The sequence below is a fragment of the Streptomyces sp. NPDC059917 genome (assembly GCF_042730635.1).
In the GTDB taxonomy this organism is placed as follows: domain Bacteria; phylum Actinomycetota; class Actinomycetes; order Streptomycetales; family Streptomycetaceae; genus Streptomyces.
In genome coordinates, this window is record NZ_JBHWLC010000054.1 from 14,077 (window position 1) to 35,479 (window position 21,403).

20 protein-coding genes are annotated in these 21,403 nt (G+C 72.8%); 8 read left to right on the forward strand and 12 right to left on the reverse strand.

What is annotated here, in order from left to right; genetic code table 11:
* Positions 1 to 286: 286 nt before the first annotated feature.
* From ACFWAR_RS27135 to ACFWAR_RS27180, 10 genes are all read right to left on the reverse strand, one after another.
* A complete protein-coding gene (locus ACFWAR_RS27135) occupies positions 287 to 1,252 on the reverse strand; it encodes a hypothetical protein (RefSeq protein WP_385782247.1) in 966 nt (321 codons plus the stop codon).
* The gene (locus ACFWAR_RS27140) at positions 1,249 to 2,139 is read right to left on the reverse strand and encodes a hypothetical protein (RefSeq protein WP_385782250.1); all 891 of its coding nucleotides are present in this window, start codon (positions 2,137 to 2,139) and stop codon (positions 1,249 to 1,251) included. Before ACFWAR_RS27140 ends, ACFWAR_RS27135 begins: the two co-directional genes overlap by 4 nt.
* Positions 2,136 to 2,894, reverse strand: coding sequence for a hypothetical protein (locus ACFWAR_RS27145; protein ID WP_385782253.1), 759 nt, complete (start codon positions 2,892 to 2,894; stop codon positions 2,136 to 2,138). The genes ACFWAR_RS27140 and ACFWAR_RS27145 overlap by 4 nt, the downstream gene beginning before the upstream one ends.
* Before the next feature lie 220 nt (positions 2,895 to 3,114).
* A complete protein-coding gene (locus tag ACFWAR_RS27150) occupies positions 3,115 to 3,462 on the reverse strand; it encodes a DUF3099 domain-containing protein (protein ID WP_385782361.1) in 348 nt (115 codons plus the stop codon).
* Positions 3,463 to 3,532: 70 nt separating this feature from the next.
* Entirely contained in the window at positions 3,533 to 3,823 is a 291-nt protein-coding gene (locus ACFWAR_RS27155) for a DUF1416 domain-containing protein (RefSeq protein WP_330331710.1), read from the reverse strand.
* 57 nt (positions 3,824 to 3,880) lie between these two features.
* Entirely contained in the window at positions 3,881 to 4,726 is an 846-nt protein-coding gene (locus ACFWAR_RS27160) for a sulfurtransferase (protein WP_385782257.1), read from the reverse strand.
* A 203-nt stretch (positions 4,727 to 4,929) separates the two neighbouring features.
* Positions 4,930 to 5,019: an Ms5788A family Cys-rich leader peptide gene (locus ACFWAR_RS27165; RefSeq protein ID WP_356413286.1), complete on the reverse strand. Its 90-nt coding sequence runs from the start codon at positions 5,017 to 5,019 to the stop codon at positions 4,930 to 4,932.
* Positions 5,020 to 5,186: 167 nt separating this feature from the next.
* Entirely contained in the window at positions 5,187 to 5,888 is a 702-nt protein-coding gene (locus tag ACFWAR_RS27170; RefSeq protein ID WP_385782259.1) for a DUF2993 domain-containing protein, read from the reverse strand.
* A 64-nt stretch (positions 5,889 to 5,952) separates the two neighbouring features.
* Complete coding sequence (locus tag ACFWAR_RS27175; RefSeq protein ID WP_385782262.1) at positions 5,953 to 7,611, reverse strand: hypothetical protein; 1,659 nt, start codon at positions 7,609 to 7,611, stop codon at positions 5,953 to 5,955.
* 4 nt (positions 7,612 to 7,615) lie between these two features.
* The gene (locus ACFWAR_RS27180) at positions 7,616 to 7,870 is read right to left on the reverse strand and encodes a MoaD/ThiS family protein (RefSeq protein WP_385782265.1); all 255 of its coding nucleotides are present in this window, start codon (positions 7,868 to 7,870) and stop codon (positions 7,616 to 7,618) included.
* Between the two features lie 459 nt (positions 7,871 to 8,329).
* On the opposite strand from ACFWAR_RS27180, the gene ACFWAR_RS27185 reads away from it, so the two are divergent.
* From ACFWAR_RS27185 to ACFWAR_RS27205, 5 genes are all read left to right on the forward strand, one after another.
* The gene (locus ACFWAR_RS27185; RefSeq protein WP_385782268.1) at positions 8,330 to 9,145 is read left to right on the forward strand and encodes a response regulator transcription factor; all 816 of its coding nucleotides are present in this window, start codon (positions 8,330 to 8,332) and stop codon (positions 9,143 to 9,145) included.
* Positions 9,146 to 9,169: 24 nt separating this feature from the next.
* Entirely contained in the window at positions 9,170 to 10,192 is a 1,023-nt protein-coding gene (locus ACFWAR_RS27190) for a LacI family DNA-binding transcriptional regulator (RefSeq protein WP_354381171.1), read from the forward strand.
* A gap of 128 nt (positions 10,193 to 10,320) precedes the next feature.
* Entirely contained in the window at positions 10,321 to 11,550 is a 1,230-nt protein-coding gene (locus ACFWAR_RS27195; RefSeq protein WP_385782271.1) for a S1C family serine protease, read from the forward strand.
* 72 nt (positions 11,551 to 11,622) lie between these two features.
* Positions 11,623 to 12,366: a response regulator transcription factor gene (locus tag ACFWAR_RS27200; RefSeq protein ID WP_385782274.1), complete on the forward strand. Its 744-nt coding sequence runs from the start codon at positions 11,623 to 11,625 to the stop codon at positions 12,364 to 12,366.
* Positions 12,363 to 13,856, forward strand: a complete 1,494-nt coding sequence (locus ACFWAR_RS27205) for a sensor histidine kinase (protein ID WP_385782278.1) — start codon at positions 12,363 to 12,365, stop codon at positions 13,854 to 13,856. The genes ACFWAR_RS27200 and ACFWAR_RS27205 overlap by 4 nt, the downstream gene beginning before the upstream one ends.
* Here ACFWAR_RS27205 and ACFWAR_RS27210 read toward each other — a convergent pair.
* Both ACFWAR_RS27210 and ACFWAR_RS27215 read right to left on the reverse strand, forming a co-directional pair.
* Positions 13,830 to 14,732, reverse strand: a complete 903-nt coding sequence (locus tag ACFWAR_RS27210; protein ID WP_385782281.1) for a phosphatidylinositol-specific phospholipase C — start codon at positions 14,730 to 14,732, stop codon at positions 13,830 to 13,832. The genes ACFWAR_RS27205 and ACFWAR_RS27210 overlap by 27 nt on opposite strands.
* Before the next feature lie 149 nt (positions 14,733 to 14,881).
* Positions 14,882 to 16,699, reverse strand: a complete 1,818-nt coding sequence (locus ACFWAR_RS27215) for a bifunctional metallophosphatase/5'-nucleotidase (protein WP_385782284.1) — start codon at positions 16,697 to 16,699, stop codon at positions 14,882 to 14,884.
* A gap of 215 nt (positions 16,700 to 16,914) precedes the next feature.
* Here ACFWAR_RS27215 and mshD point away from each other — a divergent pair, with 215 nt between their 5' ends.
* The 3 genes from mshD (at position 16,915) to ACFWAR_RS27230 (ending at position 21,289) form a co-directional block, all read left to right on the forward strand.
* Positions 16,915 to 17,844 (forward strand): mycothiol synthase, encoded by a 930-nt coding sequence (gene mshD / locus ACFWAR_RS27220; RefSeq protein ID WP_385782287.1) that lies wholly within the window; start codon positions 16,915 to 16,917, stop codon positions 17,842 to 17,844.
* A gap of 261 nt (positions 17,845 to 18,105) precedes the next feature.
* On the forward strand, positions 18,106 to 20,337 hold the full coding sequence (locus tag ACFWAR_RS27225; RefSeq protein ID WP_385782289.1) for an RNA degradosome polyphosphate kinase: 2,232 nt from the start codon (positions 18,106 to 18,108) through the stop codon (positions 20,335 to 20,337).
* On the forward strand, positions 20,318 to 21,289 hold the full coding sequence (locus ACFWAR_RS27230) for a CHAD domain-containing protein (RefSeq protein ID WP_385782292.1): 972 nt from the start codon (positions 20,318 to 20,320) through the stop codon (positions 21,287 to 21,289). The genes ACFWAR_RS27225 and ACFWAR_RS27230 overlap by 20 nt, the downstream gene beginning before the upstream one ends.
* Positions 21,290 to 21,403 lie beyond the last annotated feature (114 nt).

The following is a 21,403-nucleotide window of genomic DNA, read 5'->3' on the forward strand; positions in this document are numbered from 1 at the left end:
AATGGCTGCTCAGGCGATCTGTGGGAGGAGGGGTTCCGGAGGGCAGGCGGATCAGGCGATCAGCGCTGGCCCTGGTACAGCTTCTTCACGGCCAGACCGCTGAAGGCGAGAACGCCGACGCAGACCAGGACCAGCAGGGAGGTGAAGACTGCCTCAAGCACGGGGTGCTCCTCGGAAGGTTCGGTTGGGTTCGGTGGGCAATGCGGGCCGGGGCCCAAGCCTACTGGCCCGGGCCCCGGGGCACCGTGTGAGGTAGGCCGTACCGCTGACGGACCCGTCCCGCGCGCTATTCCAGGAGCTGGTCCTGGAGGACCACCGTCTGGTGGAAGGGGACGTCGGCGACCGCGTCCTTCCGCGTCTGGATGACCATGCCGAGGAGGTCACCGGCCTGGATGCAGCCGACCTTCGTCTGCTGCGGACCGTAGGGCTTCTCCTCGACGAAGGTGGTGACCGCGGTGTGCTCCATCCGCCCCTTCGTGGACTGCCCGATCAGCGCCTTGGACCAGGCGGAGTCCAGGTCGAAGGAGTCCGCGCCCGGCAGCGCCATGCCGGACTTGCAGCCCTCGAAGGAGGCCACGAAGCCGCTGGAGTGGAAGCGCAGCAGGTAGACGCGGGTGGCGGTGCCGTCGGGGGTGGTCCAGCCGCGGCCCGCGATCTGGCGCAGCCCGGCGTCCTCCTTGAGTCCTTGGACCACCCGGTCGTGGAACTTCCCGGAGAACTCGGCGAGGAAGCGGTCCTGGGCGACCATGCCGTCCTTGTCCGCCTTGAGGCTCTCGTCGGGCGTGGAGCCCTCCGGAGCGGGCAGCAGGAGCTGGCTCAGCGCCGCGTAGTGGATGCCCTCGGCGTTGTCCGGGCCGTAGGGCAGCGGGGCTCCCGCGGGCAGCACGGGCTTGGTGATCGCGGGGTAGTCCCAGCGGCCGTCGCCCAGCGTCGACAGGCCCGGGATCCGCGTGCGCTCCGGCTCGACCACGGCGTACGCCGTCAGCGCCGCGGTGGCGGCGAAGACCAGCACGGCCGCCGTCCAGCGCAGGGAGGCGAAGAGCGCGCGGCGGTCCCGCGGGGCCTCCGGCGCGGCGGACAGGTCCGGCGCGGCGAAGGGGTTCGCGGCCGGGGCGGCTCCGGGCGCGACCGCGACCGCGGGCGCGGGCTCCGGCGCGACCGGGGCCGGGGTCGCGGGGGTCTCGGCCGCGGGGGTCCCGGCCGCGGGGGTCCCGGCGGCGGCCAGGGTCTCGGTGGCGGTCTTGTCGGTCACGCGGACTCCCCGGGGGACTTCAGGTGGTCGAGCTGGGTGCGGAACAGCTTGACCTGCGCGGCGGCGTCGAAGGGCGTGCCGCCGTAGGCGTGGAAGCTGATCAGGAAGTCGCCCTGGGAGGCGGCGCAGAGCACCGACTCCAGGGGGGCCTTCTTCTCGCCCTCGTCGTTCTTCTGGTCGTCGCCGACGGACCGCAGGGCGCACTTGGCCTCGGGGTACCCCTCGACCTTGGGCGCCTGCCGGTCGTCGCCGATCAGTTCGAGCAGCTTCTTGGTGAACTCGCCGAACTGCTTGACCGCCTGCGGGTCCGCCTGGGTCAGCGAGATCTCGACGACCGCGTCCCCTGACTCGTCGCGGAAGGTCCGTCCGGCCTGGCCCTTGAGCTTGAGCCCGTCGATCATCTTGTTGCTCTCCGCACGCCGGTCGGCGGGGAGGTTGCCGTTGTTCTCCTTCATGAGCTGGGCGGCCTTGGCGCCCGGCACGGTGAAGAAGTTGCTGTGCTCGCCCAGGTCGGGGCCCGGCCGGTAGTGCTCCGGCACCTCGATCAGGCGGTCGCCGAGCTCGCCGAGCGAGACGACCGGCGGGGTGGGCGCCACGGCCTGCGGGGCGGGGTCCTGCTCCTGCCAGTACACGGTGGCGGAGGCGCGGTCGGCGTCGGCGATCCAGCCCTTGGCCCAGACGCCGAAGCCCCCGACGGCCGCGAGCGCCACCGCGGCGCCGACGGCGGCCACGACCGCGCGGTTGACCGCGCGCGGCGGGCGGGCGCTGGCGAGCTGCTCCTGCGCGAAGGCGGGCTCCGGCGCGCCCGCGGGCACGCCGTGGTCGGAGCCGGGCTCGTCGAACGTGATCTCGGAGAGGGCCGGGGCCGGGTTGCGCGGCTCGGTCACAGCTGCTCCACCTGTCGCTTGGCCAGGTCGACGATGTCCTTTTCGGAGATCGTCCCCGTGTTGTCGAGGTATTCCATGTACATGGCGATGTTGCCGACCCGGGCGATCGCGCGGGCCTCGTGGACCGGCAGGTACCCGGCCTCCTCGTGCGCCTTGGAGTACACCCAGGCGCGGCCGGTGCCCTTGAGGCCGTCCGGCAGCGGCACGCCGTCGTTCCCGGCGCCCTTCTTCGTGTCCGGCAGGTAGCTGGACTGCGACCGCGCGTAGGCCTCCGCGCCGGTGCGGTCGCGGAACTGCAGGAGGGTGATGCTCACCGTGACCCGGTCCCCCGCGTACCAGTGGGACACCGCGACCCGTCGGACGTCGCCCGAGTTGATCGAGCGCAGGCCCCGGCCGGGGTCGTTGAACCAGTCGGCCGCCCAGTCGCCGACGCCCTTGTAACCGCGCTCGACCTGCGCGGCGCCCGCGGGCGCCTCCAGCAGCATCTTGGTGAGGTCGTCGTCCGTGCGGTCCCAGCGGTTCGCGTTGATCGAGCGGTACGTGGTCGAGTCGTCCGCCTTGATCGGCTTCGGGGTGGTCAGCCCCTGCTGGGCCAGCGGGCCCAGCGGCGTCGGCGGGCGCTCGTACTGGACGGCGTAGCCCGTGGCGGTCCCGGCGCCGACGCCGAGCACCAGCGCGGCGGCGATCAGCAGCACCGCCCGGCCGCCGCGACGCCGGGAAACGTCACTCAGCGTAGCGGTCGGGGTGTTTGCCACCGGAAATTCCGAGCTGTCCGGATCCGGGGCGTTCTCGCCCTCTTTCCTCGGCTCGGGGATGGTCTGTTCGTGTTCCAAGAGAGGGTCCCCCCACAGGACTGCAGCCACAGGTTGCATCACCTGTGCACATGGAGGACTTGTATCTCAGGGGTGAAGTTGTACGCACTGTTATTACGGTTCGATAGCGAGGAATCAATCATTCCGCCATGGATCGACCGTTTCAGTCGTCCCGCGGGTCCTCGCGGCGCCGCTTCCCGTCCAGCTCGTCCCACCACTCGTCGGACTTGGGGTCCCCGGAGGGGTCGTCCCACCACCGGTCGTCCGGGCCGCGCCGGTTCGCCGCCATCGCCGCGACCGGCGGGATCAGCATGGCGACCACGCACAGCGCCACGGCCGCCGGCACCGAGAGGAGGCGCACCCACGACCAGGCCGAGACGAAGAGGAACAGGCACCCGCCCATGAGCAGGAAATAGCCGCGCCGACGCCGGGCGTACATGTCCCCAGGATAGAACCGGATCCGGGCGGCGCGAAGGCCGCGGACGGCACGAAGGGCCGCACCCCGTTCCAGTGGCGTCCAACCCCCGGGGGTGCGGCCCTTCGGCCGGTCGTGCGGCGCGCTCGGCGCGCGCCCCGCGGTACTAGACCGCGATGGCCACGTCGGTCACGCCGCCGGTCTCGGCGACGACGACGGTGCGGTCCGCCTTGGCGCCCGGGACCAGCGCCCGCAGGGTCCAGGTGCCTTCGGCGGCGTAGAAGCGGAACTGGCCGGTCGCGGAGGTCGGGACCTCGGCCGTGAACTCACCGGTCGAGTCCAGCAGGCGGACGTAGCCGGACACCGGCTCGCCGCCCTGCGTGATCTGGCCCTGGATGGCCGTCTCGCCCGGCTTGAGCGTGTCGAGGGAGGGCCCGCCGATCTGTGCTCCACACATGTTCTCTGTCCTGTCCTAGAGAGGTAGTACGCGCGTCCTGCTACAGGCCGTACGGGATTACTTGTTGGCGCCCAGCTCGATCGGCACGCCGACCAGCGAGCCGTACTCGGTCCACGAGCCGTCGTAGTTCTTGACGTTCTCCTGGCCCAGCAGCTCGTGCAGCACGAACCAGGTGAGCGCGGAGCGCTCACCGATGCGGCAGTACGCGATGGTGTCCTTCGCCAGATCGACCTGCTCGGCCTCGTAGAGGGCCGTCAGCTCTTCGTCCGACTTGAAGGTGCCGTCGTCGTTGGCGTTCTTCGACCACGGGATGTTGCGGGCGCTCGGCACGTGGCCGGGACGCTGCGACTGCTCCTGCGGGAGGTGCGCCGGGGCGAGCAGCTTGCCGCTGAACTCGTCGGGCGAGCGCACGTCGACCAGGTTCTTCGCACCGATCGCGGCCACGACGTCGTCGCGGAAGGCGCGGATGGAGGAGTCCTGGGCCTTGGCCTTGTACTCGGTGGCCGGACGCTGCGGGACGTCGGAGCCGTCGACCAGGTCGCGGGAGTCCAGCTCCCACTTCTTGCGGCCGCCGTCGAGCAGGCGGACGTCCTGGTGGCCGTAGAGCTTGAAGTACCAGTAGGCGTAGGACGCGAACCAGTTGTTGTTGCCGCCGTAGAGGACGACCGTGTCGCCGTTGGCGATGCCCTTGGCCGAGAGGAGCTTCTCGAAGCCCTCCTGGTCCACGAAGTCGCGGCGCACCGGGTCCTGGAGGTCGCGCTGCCAGTCGATGCGGACGGCGTTCGTGATGTGGTTCTTGTCGTAGGCGGACGTGTCCTCGTCCACCTCGACGACGACGACGTTCGCGTCGTTCAGGTGGGCCTCGACCCAGTCGGCGTCTACGAGGACGTCGCTGCGGCTCATGGTGTTCTCCTCCGGGGCAGTGTGCGGCGGGGCGGTGCGGGTGGTGCGGGCTGCTGCGGTGGCGCGGCTCGGCCGGTTCGATGACCGTTCGGCGTGCACCCGGGTGCGCTCGGACACGTCCCGCGCGGGGAGGCGAGGGGGCGGGAGGCGGGTGGGGTCACGCTCGGGAGGCCGTCGTGCGGCCGAAAAGGGGAGCGGGTCGCTCAGAAAGGGCGACAGAGCATGGCGGCGACGCGACACAGGTCTACTGCCCGTCGCTTCGTGAGGTCCGCCTGCTGATGCTTCATAGCCATGGATCGTAGGGACGAATCGGCCGCCCTGTCACCGGCGTGTCATATTTCGAGACAGGATCGTCCGCATAGTGGGATCCGCGTCTCCCGCAGCCCCTCGGGAAGGGGCCCGGCACCCCTTCGGAGCAGCACGGAAGGCCCGATCCGACTGAGGATCGGACCTTCCCGTCTCACGATCCGGCCAACACCACGTTCGACCCGGCCACCGTGAGGTGCACGCCGCTCTCGTCGGAGGTCAGCGCGGACAGCTTCAGCCCCGCCGGCAGACCGCCGTCGAGCCGCCGGTCGAAGTCGGTCCGCTTGCGCACCAGGCCCTCGACCCCGGGCAGGCCCTCACCCGGCACCTCGTCGGCGCGCACCCGCACCGTCGTCCCGTCCACCAGGCTGATCGTGGAGACCACGCTGCGCGTGAAGGTCTTGCCCAGCGCCTCGACGGTCGCGGTCACCTTCACCTTGCCTGGGGCCCCGCCGTAGGTCACGGTGACCCCGTTCTGCGAGGCCTCGGTGAGGTCGGCGTACGTGAGGAGCGCGGAGCCGTCGGCGCGCGCCGCCTTGCCGCTGGTGTAGCCGCTGTCCAGCTTCACGTCGTGGAAGCGCGCGTCGAGCTGGGATATCCGGACCTTGCGGCCGTCGGGGCCCGGGGCCTGGACCCCGTGCATCGTCACGTCGACCTGCTCCAGCCGGTAGTCCAGCACCTGGGTCAGGAACGGGAAGCCGTGGATGTCCACGCTGCTCTCCCCGGCGAGGCCCCGCCCCGCCTGGACCTTCGTGGCCAGCTCGTCCTCCGCGTAGCCGACCGCGAGCCGGTCGGCCCCCACGAAGATCCCGCCCAGCAGTACGCCGAGGATCACGATCACCTTCAGGAAACGCACGTTCCACTCCCCCTACTTCTCGGTACGTGCGTTCTAGTTGACCATGCCCGCGATCCGCCGGGCGTCAGCCGACCACCCGCCCGATCAGGTAGACCGCGGGCGCCGCGGCGGCCAGCGGCAGCGCGACACCGGCCGTCATGTGGACGAACTTGGACGGGTAGTCGTAGGCCGCCACGCGCAGCCCGACGAGCGCGCAGACACCGGCGGCCAGGCCGAGCAGCGCCCCGCCGACCCCGATGTCGGTCAGCCCGCCGACCGCGATGCCGGCGCCGGCCGCGGCGGCCAGCGAGACCACCACGGAGGGCGTCGTGGGCAGCGGCAGGGCCCGCGCGAAGACGGCCACCGCGACGGCGGCCGCACCGACGCTCACCGCGGCCGGGTCGGCGGCCAGGTACCCGGCGCAGACGATCGCGAGGGCGGCCGAGGCCACCGAGGCCATCAGCCCGTACATCCGCTCGTCCGGGTCCGCGTGGCTGCGCAGCTGGAGCACCAGGGTCAGCAGCACCCACGCGCCCAGCGTCCCGATGATCGCGCCCGGCCCGTACGGACGCCCCAGCGCGAGCACGGCGACGTCCGCGGCCACGGCTCCGGCGAAGGCCAGGGCGATGCCCTGCCGGGCCGGCCACATGCCGTTGAGCCGGAACCAGCCCGCGGCGGTGAGCGCCTGCAGCGCGATGAGCGGGGCCACCAGCGCGTACGAGCCGCCGAAGGCGGCCCCGGCCAGCAGCAGCCCGAGCGCGGCGGTCAGCACGGCCGACTGCGGACCCGGATCGATGATCGGTGAGCGCCCCTCGGCGCGGGCCTGCGCGGGATCCACGACGCGGGTGCTGCCGCCGAGGGTCGGCGGCGAGTACTCCGCGCCGGGACCCGCCGGCGGCGCGGGCGTCCCGGCGGCAGCGGCAGCGGCGTGGGCCGGGGCAGCGGCGTGGGCCGGGGCCGACCGCTCCTGCGCGTCGCCGGGATAGGGCGGCAGGTACGCGGTGCGCTCCGCCGCCGCCTCGACCCCGGCGGCGTGGGCGCCCCGGGACCAGTCCGCGCCGGGGTCCACGCGCTCGTCGGGCCGCGGCGCGGACCGCGCGTCGTCGCGGAACCAGGCGTCCGGCGCCATCGGCTCGGCGGCGGGCGCCGGGGCCGGGACGTACGGCTGCTGCTGGTGCTGCTGCTGGTGCTGGTCGTCCTCGCGGTAGGGCGGCAGGTACGCCGTCTCCGCGGCCGCGTGCGCCGCGGGCTCCTCCCGGTAGGGCGGCAGGTACGCCGTCTCCGCCGCCGCGCCCGCACCGGAGCCGTCCGGCCACGGGACGGCCGGGGCGGCCGGGGCGGCCCCCTGGAGGCCGTTCTGGGCGCCGCCGTGGGACCAGTCCGCCACCGGGGCCGGGTCGGGCGCGCGGTGCTGCCCCAGGCGCTGCTGCGGCTGCTGCTGGTACTGGTGCGGCTGCTGGGGCTGCTGCGGCTGCTGCTGGTACGCCTGCTGGGCCGGGTCCGGGTACGAGGGCTGCGCCTCGTCGCGGAACCAGCCCTCCGGCGCCACCGGCTGCTGCGGCTGGGCCCAGGACTGGCCCGGGATGCCTTCCAGCGGCGCGGGGGCCGGGGCGGGCGGCTGCACCGGCTGGTAACTGGTGTCCCAGGTCTCCGACTGCCAGGTCTGGGTCCCGTACGGATCCGCGAAGGGATCCTGCTGCTGCGGCTGCTCGGGCCGCTGCTCGTCCGGCGTGGGCGTGGTCATCGGATCACCCGCCCGCGAACGGCGGCAGCACCTCTACGGTGCCGCCTTCGGTCAGCTCGACGGACTCGTGCGGGCGCAGGCCCACGGGCTGCTCGTCCACCAGGAAGGAGCAGCGCTGCAACACCCGGCTCAGCTCCCCGGGGTGGCGTTCCCGCACGGCGTCGAGCGCCTCGGCCAGGGTCCGCGCCGAGTACGCCTCCTCCGCCGTCTTGGCCGCGGACTTGGCCGCGGCCCAGTAGCGGATGGTTCCGGTTGCCACTGCAGCTCCTATCGTCGGCTCCGTACCGTCGGGCTCCATGATGGCCCCTACCGGCCCCGACCCCGGCGTGCCTCCGCGCGCCCCGCATGCGCCCGGTCGGCCCGACGGGGGTCCACCGATCCGGTGAAACCGGGCGCAACCTGCGCCGGAAGGTGGCGGGGACCACAGAATCCGGGCCCGTCGAAGCCTCGGCCCGCGCGGCGCCGGTGGGCTATTCTGGCTTCGCAGAGGATCCGGGCAACGTAGCCCCCGGGTCCTTTTGTGCTTTCAGCACGTTGAACAGAGCGAGAACAGTGGCGGCCACGGGCTCCTCAGGGCGCGGGGAGGCGGGGCCGCCGGGACAGTCGTACGAAGCAGTGCCGCATGTCCTCGACGGGACCGAGGAGGAACCGACGTGATGGCCGAGCGAACCGTGCACCACCGGCGAAACCGCCAGACCCCGGTACGGGGGTGGCGACGATGAGTTCACTGCTGTTGCTGACCAACGCCCTGCAGCCGTCCACCGAGGTGCTGCCCGCCCTCGGGCTGCTCCTGCACAGCGTCCGGGTGGCCCCCGCGGAGGGCCCCGCCCTCGTGGACACCCCCGGCGCCGACGTCATCCTCGTCGACGGCCGCCGCGACCTGCCGCAGGTGCGCTCCCTGTGCCAGCTGCTGCGCTCCACCGGACCGGGCTGCCCGCTGATCCTCGTCGTCACCGAGGGCGGCCTCGCCGCCGTCACCGCCGACTGGGGCATCGACGACGTCCTCCTCGACACCGCGGGTCCCGCCGAGGTCGAGGCGCGGCTGCGCCTGGCCACCGGCCGCCAGCAGCTCGGCTCCGACGACTCCCCGATGGAGATCCGCAACGGCGACCTGTCGGTCGACGAGGCGACGTACTCCGCCAAGCTCAAGGGCCGGGTCCTCGACCTCACCTTCAAGGAGTTCGAGCTGCTCAAGTACCTCGCGCAGCACCCGGGCCGGGTCTTCACCCGCGCCCAGCTGCTGCAGGAGGTCTGGGGCTACGACTACTTCGGCGGCACCCGGACGGTCGACGTCCACGTGCGGCGCCTGCGGGCCAAGCTCGGCCCCGAGCACGAGTCGCTCATCGGCACCGTCCGCAACGTCGGCTACCGCTTCGTGACCCCCGAGAAGGTCGAACGGGCGGCCGAGGAGGCCCGGCAGAAGGCGGTCACCCAGGCCGCCGCGGGCGTGGTCGCCGAAGCCGACCGGGCCGTCCCCCGGATGGCCGACACGGGCCCGCACACCCGCTCTCCCGGCCGCCCTGCCCACAGCTAGGTCACCCCGCGTAGACTCCACCGCGTGGCCAAGGTGACGCGGGACGATGTGGCACGACTTGCGGGAACGTCTACCGCGGTCGTGAGCTACGTCATCAACAACGGACCCCGGCCGGTCGCCCCGGCCACGCGCGAGCGTGTCCTCGCCGCGATCAAGGAGCTGGGCTACCGCCCGGACCGGGTCGCACAGGCGATGGCCTCGCGGCGCACCGACCTCATAGGCATGATCGTCCCGGACGCCCGGCAGCCGTTCTTCGCGGAGATGGCGCACGCGGTCGAACAGGCCGCCGCCGAGCGCGGAAAGATGGTCCTGGTCGGCAACTCCGACTACCGGGACGAGCGCGAGGTGCACTACCTGCGCGCGTTCCTCGGCATGCGGGTGTCCGGGCTGATCCTGGTCAGCCAGGGCATGAGCGAGCGCGCCGCCTCCGAGATCGAGGCCTGGGACGCGCGGGTCGTGCTGCTGCACGAGCGCCCCGAGGCGATCGACGACGTCGCCGTCGTCACCGACGACATCGGCGGCGCCCAGCTCGCCACCCGCCACCTGCTGGAGCACGGCCACGCGTACGTCGCCTGCATCGGCGGCGTCGAGAACACCCCGTCCGTCGGCGACCCGGTCGCCGACCACGTCGAGGGCTGGCGGCGCGCCATGCTGGAAGCGGGCCGCTCGGTCGAGGGCCGGCTCTTCGAGGCCCCGTACAACCGCTACGACGCCTACCGGGTCGCCCTGGAGGTCCTGGCCGGACCCCAGCGCCCCCCGGCGATCTTCTGCGCCACCGACGACCAGGCCATCGGCGTGCTGCGGGCCGCCCGCGAGCTGCGCATCGACGTGCCCGAGGAACTGGCCGTCGCGGGCTTCGACGACGTGAAGGAAGCCGGGCTGACGGACCCGCCGCTGACCACCGTCGCCTCGGACCGCCCGGCGATGGCCCGCGCCGCGGTCGACCTCGTCCTGGACGACGGGCTGCGCGTGGCGGGCTCGCGGCGCGAGCGGCTCAAGCAGTTCCCCTCGGCCCTGGTGATCCGCCGCTCCTGCGGCTGCCGCTGATCCGACCGGGTCCCGGGCTCCCGAAGCGGGCTTCACGCCGGGGGCCTTATATCGGGCATACGCGGTTCTGTCGGGCTTCTCAGCGGGGACTCAGGAAGCTCTCATGATCCCGGCCCAGAGTCGTACCCATGACCGACAGCTTCCGCCGCGAAGGCGACCCGCAGGAGAACCGCCCCCACCAGGACGCGCCCTTCGGCGAGGCCTGGCAGCAGGGGCACGGCCGACCGGCCCACGACGCCCGGGACGGTGGCGCGTACCCCCCGCCGCCGCTCCACCCCCCGACCCCGCCGACCGCCCACGCGGCCCCGGCCCCCGGCTGGTTCGAGGCGCACCAGCAGCAGCCCCACCCCCAGCCCCCGCTGGCCGACGGCTACCAGGGCGCGCCGGCCCCGGCCGGTGCGCACGCCCGCCGCCGGCGCCCCTTCGCCCTGATCGCCGCGGTCGCCCTCGCGGCGGCGATCGTCGGCGGCGGCACCTCCGCCGGGATCCAGCAGTACCTGAGCCACCGCGGCGGCAGCGACGGCGGGATCAACGGATCCAACGTCTCGCAGTCCAACATCGGCACCGTCTCCGGCGTCGCCGAACAGGTCAGCCCGTCCGTCGTCCGCATCGACACGACGACCTCCGCGGGCCAGGGCACCGGCTCCGGCATCGTCGTCACCGCCGACGGCGAGATCGTCACGAACAACCACGTCGTCAACGGGGCCACCGAGGTCCAGGTGACGATGAGCGACGGCAAGAAGTACAAGGCCAAGGTCGTCGGCACCGACCCCGACAAGGACCTCGCCCTGTTCAAGCTGGAGGGCGCGAGCGGCCTCAAGCCGGCCAAGTTCGGCAACTCCGACAACGTCAAGGTGGGCGACCAGGTCGTCGCGATCGGCTCCCCGGACCGCCTCACCGGCACCGTCACCAGCGGCATCGTCTCGGCCCTGAACCGCGAGGTGAACGTGCCCAAGTCGGAGCAGCAGTCCCCGCAGCGCCAGCAGCAGGGCGGCAACGGCGGGAGCGGCGGCTGGCCCTTCTCCTACGACGGCCGCCAGTTCAACGGCCAGACCGGCCAGAACACCACCTCGTACAAGGCCATCCAGACGGACGCCTCGCTCAACCCCGGCAACTCCGGCGGCGCGCTCGTCAACATGAACGGCGAGATCGTCGGCATGCCCTCCGCGATCTACTCCCCCTCCAGCGACAGCTCCGGCGCGGGCAGCGTCGGCCTCGGCTTCGCCATCCCGGTCAACACCATCAAGGCCGACCTGGACTCGCTGCGCAAGGGCGGCCCCGGCGGCACGGGAAGCGCGAACAACGGCAACGGCTCGGGCGGCAACGACGTCGGAAACGGCTTCGGCACCTCCTACTGACCGCGGCCCGCGCCGGGCGCCGTGGCACGCTGGAGACGGCGTCAGACCGAACCGAGACTGGGGAACCCAACGATGAATCCCGCCGAAAGCGAAGCGCGCGTACTCGTCGTGGACGACGAACCGGCCGTCCGCGAGGCCCTGCGCCGCAGCCTCGCCTTCGAGGGATACGGCACCGAGACCGCCGTCGACGGGCTCGACGCCCTGGAGAAGGCCGCCGGGTACGCCCCGGACCTGATCGTCCTGGACATCCAGATGCCCCGGATGGACGGTCTGACGGCGGCCCGGCGGCTGCGCGCCGCCGGATCCGTCACCCCGATCCTGATGCTGACCGCCCGCGACACCGTCGGCGACCGGGTCACCGGCCTCGACGCGGGCGCCGACGACTACCTCGTCAAGCCCTTCGAGCTGGACGAGCTCTTCGCCCGGGTCCGCGCCCTGCTGCGCCGCAGCTCCTACGCGTCCCCCGCGGACCCCGCGGGCGCCGCCGAGGACGTACTGACCTTCGGCGACCTGCGCATGGACCTGGCCACCCGCGAGGTGACCCGGGCCGGGCGCGCCGTCGAGCTGACCCGGACCGAGTTCACGCTGCTGGAGATGTTCCTCGCGCACCCGCGCCAGGTCCTCACCCGCGAGCAGATCCTCAAGGCCGTCTGGGGCTTCGACTTCGAGCCCAGCTCCAACTCCCTGGACGTGTACGTGATGTACCTGCGCCGCAAGACCGAAGCGGGCGGCGAACCGCGCCTCGTGCACACCGTCCGCGGGGTCGGGTACGTGCTGCGCGCCGCCGGAGCCGGTGACGGCGGCGGGCCCGAGTGAGCCCGGCCGCCAGATTCCGCGGGCTGCCGCTGCGTTCCCGGCTGGCCCTGCTCGTCGCCGTCGCCGTGGCCCTGGCCGTGGCGGCGGTCGCCGGGGTGTCCTGGGTGATGGTCCGCACCCAGCTGACCGACCAGCTCGATCGCTCCCTGATGTCCACGAACGTCAGCGGACAGGTGGCCAGGACCCTCCGCGAGGGCTGCGTCCTCAGGCCGCCCGAGCCCAAGCAGCAGATCGCGGGGAACCTGAACGCCACCGTGCAGATCGTCCTCGCCGACGGCACCCGCTGCTGGCTGGGCGGGCTCACCAACCTCCCGGTCACCAAGGCCGACCGTACGGTCGCGGGCGACGAGGGGGCCCGGCCCATCCTCCACGACGTGACGACGTCGGACGGCGTGGACATGCGCGTCTACACGATGCAGAGCAACCCCGGCGGACCCGCCTTCGCCGTCTCCATCGCCAAGCCGCTCTCCGACGTCGACAAGCCGCTCTCCACCCTGGCCTGGGTGCTGCTGCTGGTCGCCGGCGTCGGCGTGGTCGGCGCGGGCGCGGCCGGGCTGTGGGTGGCCCGTACCGGCCTGCGGCCCGTGGACGAACTCACCGGCGCCGTCGAGCACATCGCGCGCACCGAGGACCTCACCGTCCGCATCCCCGAGACCGGCGACGACGAGATCGCCCGGCTCTCGCGCTCCTTCAACTCGATGACCAGCGCCCTGGCCTCCTCCCGGGACCGCCAGGCGCAGCTGATCGCCGACGCGGGCCACGAGCTGCGCACGCCGCTCACCTCGCTCCGTACGAACATCGAGCTGCTGGCCCGCAGCGAGGACACCGGCCGGCCCATCCCGCCGCAGGACCGCAAGGAGCTGCTCGCCTCGGTCAAGGCCCAGATGACCGAGCTGGCCTCCCTCATCGGCGACCTCCAGGAGCTGTCCCGGCCGGACGCCGCCTCGCCGGGCCCGCTCCAGGTCGTCGCCCTGCACGAGATCGCGGGCAGCGCCCTGTCGCGCGCCCGGCTGCGCGGCCCCGAGCTGACCTTCGCCGCCGACCTGGAGCCCTGGTACGTCCGCGGCGAGGCGCCCGCCCTGGAGCGGGCCCTGGTCAACATCCTGGACAACGCGGTCAAGTTCAGCCCGTCCGGCGGCGCGGTCGAGATCGCGCTGCGGTCCGGCGTCCTGACCGTGCGGGACCACGGGCCGGGCATCCCCGCCGAGGACCTCCCGCACGTCTTCGACCGGTTCTGGCGCTCCCCCTCGGCCCGTGCGCTGCCCGGCAGCGGGCTGGGCCTGTCCATCGTGGCGCGCACGGTCCAGCGCACGGGCGGCACCGCCGAGCTGCGGGCGGCCCCCGACGGCGGCCCGGGCGCACAGGCGGTCCTGCGCTTCCCGGGCGCCCCTACCCCGCCGCCGCGGCTGCCCGAGCACGACGACGACCCGGGCTCCCCGTACGGCCCGTACCACCCGGACGGATCAGGCGGGGTTGTGGCGGATCAGTGAGGCGACCAGGCCGGAGCGGGTGTTCGGGAAGTCCATCGGGACGATGCCCAGCCCGGTCCGGCCGGCCAGCTCCCCGCCGTCCACGAAGGAGTGCACCTGCGGGTTCAGCCGGTCGGAGTTCCAGCGCGGCGGCAGGGCCGCGGCGGTGCTCGTGTAGTTCATGAAGAACTTGCCGGGCTGCCCGACGGAGCGGCGGAACTGGGCCTCGATCTTGGTGCGCTTGCCGAAGGGCTCGGCCATGTAGTCGTCCTGGATGTCGAAGACCGAACCGTCGCCGTAGCGCAGGCCCGGCAGCCCGCCGTTGTCGGCGAGCAGGACCACCTTGCCGCGGGCCTGGCCGAGCGAGCCCGGCAGCGCGTCGGCGATCCGGAACAGCGGGCGCCAGCCGCGGTGGTCGAGGTAGTCGTCGAAGACGGCCCGGAAGGTCGCGTCGCTCTCCTCGGAGTACTCCTGCTTGACCCGCATCAGCACGGTCTCGCTCGGGTGCGCGGCCAGGAAGTTCCAGCAGGCCACCAGCACGTCGCCGAACATCAGGTTCTGGAAGTACGCGGCGTGGTGGATGGCGAAGGAGCCCCCGGTGACCCGGCAGCGCACGTCGAGGAAGCGGATCCCGGAGTCGAGCTGCTCGGCTATCGAGGTGTTCTGGCAGGCCACGTACAGCCCGCCCTGGCGGGCACCGGAGTCGTGGGTGCCGGGGATCGTCATCCGCTGGAGCGGGGTGGAGTCGGGGACCCCGGCCATCCAGTCCTGCGCGGCCAGCGCCTTCGCCCCCGCCGGGGCCGCCGAGGCGGCGAGTCCGGCCGCCGCCGTGCCCACGGCCACCGCCCCGGCCAGGAAGCCCCGTCGGCCGATTCCCCGTACGTCGCCCATGCTCATGCCCGCCCCTTCGCCGACCCAGTGGTGGCCCGGATTATGGCCTGCGGAGCCAGGCATTACTACCCACGGGTAGGAACCAAAGGGGGCCGCGCGCGCGAAAGGGGCGGCGGGCCAACGGCCCACCGCCCCCCATGAGTTGTCCGCGACCGCTACTGGACGACCGTGATCCGGTCGGCCACCGGCGGAGCCAGCGGAGCGTCCTGCGAGGAGTGCTTCGCCAGGTAGGCGTTGAAGCAGTCCAGGTCGGAGGCGCCCACCAGCTTGTTCTTGTGCTCCTTCAGGACGGTGAAGCCGTCACCGCCGCCCGCGAGGAACTCGTTCATCGCGACCCGGTAGGTCTTGGCCGGGTCGATGGCCACGCCGTTCAGCTTCACCGAGTCCACGACGATGCGGTCGGCGCCGGCCTTCGTCGTGTCGAGGGTGTAGGTCAGGCCCTTGGAGATCTGCAGGATCTTCGGGTTCGGCCCGTTCACCGGGCCGCTGACCTGCTGCTGGAGCGCGGTGACGAGCTGCGCGCCGGTCAGGTCCACGACGTTCATCATGTTGGTGAACGGCTGCACCGTGTACGACTCGGCGTAGGTCACCACGCCGTCGCCCTCGGCGCCCGCGGCCTTGTAGGCCAGGTCGGCGCGGATGCCGCCCGGGTTCATGATGGCCAGCTGCGCGCCGCCCTTGTCGGCCGGGGCCAGCGCCTCCAGCTGCGCGTCGGCGATCACGTCACCGAGCGGCTTCTCGAACTTGTCCGAGCCGCGGCCCGGGATGTCCGCCGCGATGAAGCCCTGCGGACGGTTCGCGATGGGCGCCGCCAGGGCGTTCCAGCGCTGGATCAGCTCGGTCATGTCCGCGGCCTTGGGCTGGTCGCGGGAGACGATCTTGTTGACCGGCTTGGGCGCGCTGAGCGCCGTACGGACGATGTCCTTGGTCTGGCGGTCGTAGGTCAGCGTGGTGTCCGTGAACACCCGGCCGTAGGAGGCGGCCGAGGTGACCATGCGCGGGTTGCCCGCCGGGTCGGGGATGTTGCACGCGTACGCCTGGTGCGTGTGGCCGGTCACCAGGGCGTCGACCTTCGGGTCCACGTTCTTGGCGATGTCCACGATCGCGCCGGAGATGCCGGCGCCCGCGCCCGGGGTGTTGCAGTCGTAGTTGTACGCGCCGCTGGCGGGCAGGCCGCCCTCGTGGATCAGCGCGACGATCGACTTGACGCCCTGCTTGTTCAGCTCGTCGGCGTACTTGTTGATCGTCTCGACCTCGTCACCGAACTTGAGGCCCTTGACCCCCTCGGCGGTCACGACGTCCGGCGTGCCCTCCAGGGTGACGCCGATGAAGCCGATCTTCACGTCCCCCTTCTTCCAGATGAAGGTGGGCGACATCAGCGGACGCTTGGTCTTCTCGTCCGTGACGTTCGCGGCGAGGTACTGGAACTCCGCGCCGTTGTAGCTGCCGCCCATCTCGGCGCAGCCGTCGACCGGGTGGCAGCCGCCGTACTGCATGCGGCGCAGCTCGGTCTTGCCCTCGTCGAACTCGTGGTTGCCCACGCTCGTCACGTTCAGGCCGAGCTTGTTCATCGCCTCGACGGTCGGCTCGTCGTGGAACAGGCCCGACAGGAGCGGGCTCGCGCCGATCATGTCACCGGCCGCGGCGGTGACGGAGTACTCGTGGCCCTTGCGGGCCTCGCGCAGGCTGGAGGCGAGGTACTCGACACCGCCCGCCGGTATGGCCTTGGTGGTTCCGTCCGCCTGACGCTCGCTCACGGAGCCGGAAGAGCCCTGCGGGGGCTCCAGCGTGCCGTGGAAGTCGTTGAAGGACAGCATCTGCACATCGACGGTGCGGCTCGGGCCGGCACCGCCGCCACTGGCGGCCCCGGCCGGGAGGGCGGCGGCGACCATGGCGCCCGCCCCCGCGGTGAGGGCGAGGGCGGCGGAAGTCAACCGGCGGGCTCGGCGGTGCCGTTGTGGCGTCGCTGACATGTAGTCCCCTTTTGGACAGCGATGTGAACTGGGAGGTCCGCCGCAGCCTATGGTCAACGCGCGTAGCACGACAGGGGGTAGCGGGTTGCGAGCCGGTTACGCGCCGGTATATCGCCTGTGGTGTCGCTCACCCGGAGCACCGGTCCGACCCCGCGGGCCCGACCGGGAGGGCACGTCAGGACCGGGTCGGGGGGCAGCGGTCGTAGTCTCGTCACATGACTGACGCAGCAGCGGCCCAGGAGCCGGGACGGCAGATTGAGACCCTCGACGAACTGACGGAGGAACAGGCCACCGCCGTCCTCGCGCTGATCGAGGACGCGGCCCGTACGGACGGCACCACCGCGGTGTCCGAGCAGGGGCGGCTCCAGCTGCGCGGCGGCCGCCGCGACGGGATCCGGCACCTCCTGCTCACCGCGGACGGACGCCTGGCCGGATACGCACAACTGGAAGACACCGATCCGGTGGAGGCGCCCGCCGCCGAACTCGTCGTGCACCCCGCGCTGCGCGGCCGCGGCCACGGGCGGGCGCTCGGCCAGGCCCTGCTCGCCGCCTCCGGCAAGCGGATCCGGATGTGGGCCCACGGCGGCCGCTCCGCCGCCCGCCACCTCGCCCAGGTCCTCGGCCTGACCCTCTTCCGCGAGCTGCGCCAGCTGCGCCGCCCGCTCGGCCCGGACGCGGCCCCGCTGCCCGAGCCGACCCTGCCCGCGGGGGTGACCGTACGCACCTTCGTGCCCGGCACCGACGACACGGCCTGGCTCGCGGCGAACGCGGCGGCCTTCGCCCACCACCCCGAACAGGGCTCCCTCGACCAACGCGACCTCGACGACCGGATCGCACAGCCCTGGTTCGACCCGAAGGGCTTCTTCCTCGCCGAGCGCGACGGAGCGCTCGTCGGGTTCCACTGGACCAAGGTCCACGCCGAGCAGCAGCTCGGCGAGGTCTACGTGGTCGGCGTCCTGCCCGGCGCCCAGGGCGGCGGCCTCGGCAAGGCCCTCACCGCCGTCGGGCTGCGCCATCTGGCGGCATCCGGCCTCCCCACCGCGATGCTCTACGTGGACGCCGACAACCCGGCGGCGCTCGCCGTCTACGAGGGCCTCGGCTTCGTGACCCACGAGGTGGACCTGATGTACCGCACCGAGAGCTGACCGCCCCCTCCCGCCCCGGGCCCGGGGCGCGCACCGCGCGCGCCCCGGCTCCCGCACGCACCCGTACGGACCCGCGCGAACCCCCGTGCCCCCGCGTGCACCCCCGTACCACCACTGACACGAGCCACACCCTGGATGCCACACGCCATTAACCGGGCATTCAGACACGCTTGCGACTCTCCGCTCATGCAGCCTGGACTTCGACCACTCGCGGACGCTTCCGACGCGCCTGTCCTTCCGCGTGCGCGGAAGAATGGAGTCATGAGCCACAAGCCCGGCGTCAGCCCCACCGAGGTCCCCGTCCAGCACTCCCAGGCCGAGCGGCACGCGCGCCTGGGGTCCATAGCCGCGCACCGCCCGCACGTGGACCTCGAACCGGACCTCGACGCGGACCTCGACGCCTACGAGCTCAAGGACGACGGCGAGCTGCCCGCCGGGCGCTTCCTCGACCGCGAGCGCAGTTGGCTCGCCTTCAACGAACGGGTGCTGGAACTCGCCGAGGACCCGGCGACCCCGCTCCTGGAACGCGCCAACTTCCTCGCCATCTTCGCGAGCAACCTCGACGAGTTCTTCATGGTCCGGGTGGCCGGCCTCAAACGGCGCATCGCCACCGGCGTCGCCACCCGTTCGGCCTCCGGCCTCCAGCCCCGCGAGGTCCTCGACCTCATCTGGACCCGCTCGCGCGAACTCATGGCCCGCCACGCCGCCTGCTACCAGCAGGACGTCGCCCCCCAGCTGGCCGAAGAGGGCATCCACCTCATCCGCTGGAGCGACCTCACCGAGAAGGAGCAGGCGCGCCTCTTCACCCTGTTCCGCAACCAGATCTTCCCGGTGCTGACCCCCCTGGCCGTGGACCCCGCGCACCCCTTCCCGTACATCTCCGGGCTCTCGCTCAACCTCGCCGTGGTCGTCCGCAACCCCGTCAGCGGCCACCGCCACTTCGCCCGCGTCAAGGTGCCGCCGCTGCTGTCCCGCTTCCTGGAGGCCTCCCCGCAGCGCTACGTCCCGCTGGAGGACGTCATCGCCGCGCACCTGGAGGAGCTGTTCCCCGGCATGGAGGTGCTGGCGCAGCACAAGTTCCGGGTGACCCGCAACGAGGACCTGGAGGTGGAGGAGGACGATGCCGAGAACCTGCTCCAGGCCCTGGAGAAGGAGCTCATGCGGCGCCGCTTCGGCCCGCCCGTGCGCCTGGAGGTCGAGGAGTCCATCGACGCCGGCGTACTGGACCTGCTCGTCCAGGAGCTGAAGATCTCCGCGGCCGAGGTGTACCCGCTGCCCGGCCCGCTCGACCTGACCGGACTCTTCGGCGTGGCCTCGCTGGACCGGCCCGAGCTGAAGTACCCCAAGTTCATCGCCGGGACCCACCGCGACCTCGCCGAGGTCGAATCGGCCTCCGCCCCGGACATCTTCGCGGCCCTGCGCGAACGCGACGTGCTCCTGCACCACCCGTACGACTCCTTCTCCACCTCGGTGCAGGCATTCCTGGAGCAGGCCGCCGCCGACCCGGACGTCCTCGCGATCAAGCAGACGCTCTACCGGACCTCCGGCGACTCGCCGATCGTCGACGCGCTCATAGACGCCGCCGAATCCGGCAAGCAGGTCCTCGTGCTCGTCGAGATCAAGGCCCGCTTCGACGAGCAGGCCAACATCAAGTGGGCGCGCAAACTGGAGGAGTCCGGCTGCCACGTCGTCTACGGCCTGGTCGGCCTCAAGACGCACAGCAAGCTCTCGCTCGTGGTCCGCCAGGAGGGCGAGACCCTGCGCCGCTACGCGCACGTCGGCACCGGCAACTACCACCCCAAGACCGCCCGGCTCTACGAGGACCTCGGCCTGCTCACCGCGGACCCGCAGGTCGGCGCGGACCTCTCCGACCTCTTCAACCGGCTTTCGGGCTACTCGCGCCGCGAGACCTACCGCCGGCTGCTGACCGCGCCCAAGTCGCTGCGCGACGGCCTGGTCTCCCGGATCGACAAGGAGACCGCCCACCAGAAGGCGGGCCGCCCGGCGTACGTCCGGCTCAAGCTCAACTCGATCGTCGACGAGGCCCTGATCGACTCGCTCTACCGGGCCTCGCAGGCGGGCGTGCCGGTGGACATCTGGGTGCGCGGCATCTGCGCCGTGCGCCCCGGCGTCACCGGGCTCTCGGAGAACATCCGGGTCCGCTCGATCCTCGGCCGCTTCCTGGAACACTCCCGGGTCTTCGCCTTCGCCAACGGCGGCGAGCCCGAGGTGTGGATCGGCAGCGCCGACATGATGCACCGCAACCTCGACCGCCGCATCGAGGCCCTGGTCCGGGTCACCGACCCGGCCCACCGCGCGTCCCTGGACCGGCTGCTGGAGACGGGCATGTCCGATGCCACCTCCTCCTGGCACCTGGGCCCGGACGGGGAGTGGACCCGGCACAGCACGGATGCCGAGGGGCAGCCGCTGCGGCACGTACAGGAGATGCTCATAGACGCCCGGAGGCGCCGGCGTGGCTCAGCGAAACCTTGACCTGACAGCGGGTGCGCAGACCGCGGGCGACGTGCTCGGCGCCTACCTGCGCTCCCAGGCCACCGCCTTCCTGCGCGGGCTGCGCCTGCACGAGGAGAGCGGCGCCGACGCGGACGGGGGGAGCGAGGCGGCACGCGGCCTGCGGGGGGCCGCGCGCCGCATCGGGGGATCCCTGGCCACCTTCCGTACGGTCACCGAATCCACCTGGGCGGACGGCCTGCGCACCGAGCTGGTGTGGCTGTCCTCGACCCTGGCCGACGAACACGCCTACGGGGCCCGGCTGACCCGGCTGCGGGACGCGCTGCACCGGCTCTCGGGGGCGCCGGAGGTGCCCGCCCCGCGCGCCGCGGCCGGGGCTGGCGCCCTCACCGTGGGCTCGGCCCGCGCGGCCGCCCTGCTGGAACGCCAGCTGACCCTGGCCCGTACGAGGGCCCACTCGGCGACCCTCCAGGCCCTCGGGTCCTCCCGCTTCCACGCGGTGGCCGACGCCGTGGCCGTCCTGGCCTCCGAGGTACCGCTGAACGCGGTGGCCGCGCGGGGCCAGGTGGCCGACGTCCTGGTCCCGCTGGCCTCACTGGCCGAATCCCGGCTCACCGCCGCGGTGACCGCGCTCCCCCTGACCCGGGCCGCCCGGCCGTACAACGCCGACGCGCTCATCGACGACACCCACCAGGACGCGCCCTGGCACGAGGTGCGCCGCCTGCTGCGCGTGCACCGCTACGCACGGGAGGCACTCGGCGAGGACGTCACCCGGCTGGCCGCGGCGTGCGAGGCCCTGGACCGCCACCGCGACGCGGCGGAGGCCGCGGCCGCCTCCGCCACCGCGGCCCGCACCCCCCGCATCGCCCCGGCCACGGCCTACGCCCTGGGCGTCCTGCACGCCGACCAACGCCACGAGGTAGAAGCCTCCCGCTTCACCTTCCACCACCTCTGGCTCCCCACCCCGGTCTAACCCCCCCCCCCCCCCCCCCCCCCCGCCCCCCCCCCACCCCCCCCCCCCCCCCCCCCCGGCCCCCCCCGCCCCCCCCCCCCCCCCCGCGCGGCGGGCCCCGCGAGGGCGGGGCCG

Bases quoted from the DNA above. Each gene is read 5' to 3' on its own strand.
- ACFWAR_RS27225 (WP_385782289.1), top strand. From the start codon at position 18,106: ATGAGCCACAAGCCCGGCGTCAGCCCCACCGAGGTCCCCGTCCAGCAC.
- mshD (WP_385782287.1), top strand. From the start codon at position 16,915: ATGACTGACGCAGCAGCGGCCCAGGAGCCGGGACGGCAGATTGAGACC.
- ACFWAR_RS27165 (WP_356413286.1), bottom strand. From the start codon at position 5,019: ATGGCTATGAAGCATCAGCAGGCGGACCTCACGAAGCGACGGGCAGTA.
- ACFWAR_RS27160 (WP_385782257.1), bottom strand. From the start codon at position 4,726: ATGAGCCGCAGCGACGTCCTCGTAGACGCCGACTGGGTCGAGGCCCAC.
- ACFWAR_RS27215 (WP_385782284.1), bottom strand. From the start codon at position 16,699: ATGTCAGCGACGCCACAACGGCACCGCCGAGCCCGCCGGTTGACTTCC.
- ACFWAR_RS27185 (WP_385782268.1), top strand. From the start codon at position 8,330: ATGAGTTCACTGCTGTTGCTGACCAACGCCCTGCAGCCGTCCACCGAG.
- ACFWAR_RS27175 (WP_385782262.1), bottom strand. From the start codon at position 7,611: ATGACCACGCCCACGCCGGACGAGCAGCGGCCCGAGCAGCCGCAGCAG.
- ACFWAR_RS27155 (WP_330331710.1), bottom strand. From the start codon at position 3,823: ATGTGTGGAGCACAGATCGGCGGGCCCTCCCTCGACACGCTCAAGCCG.
- ACFWAR_RS27210 (WP_385782281.1), bottom strand. From the start codon at position 14,732: ATGAGCATGGGCGACGTACGGGGAATCGGCCGACGGGGCTTCCTGGCC.
- ACFWAR_RS27200 (WP_385782274.1), top strand. From the start codon at position 11,623: ATGAATCCCGCCGAAAGCGAAGCGCGCGTACTCGTCGTGGACGACGAA.
- ACFWAR_RS27195 (WP_385782271.1), top strand. From the start codon at position 10,321: ATGACCGACAGCTTCCGCCGCGAAGGCGACCCGCAGGAGAACCGCCCC.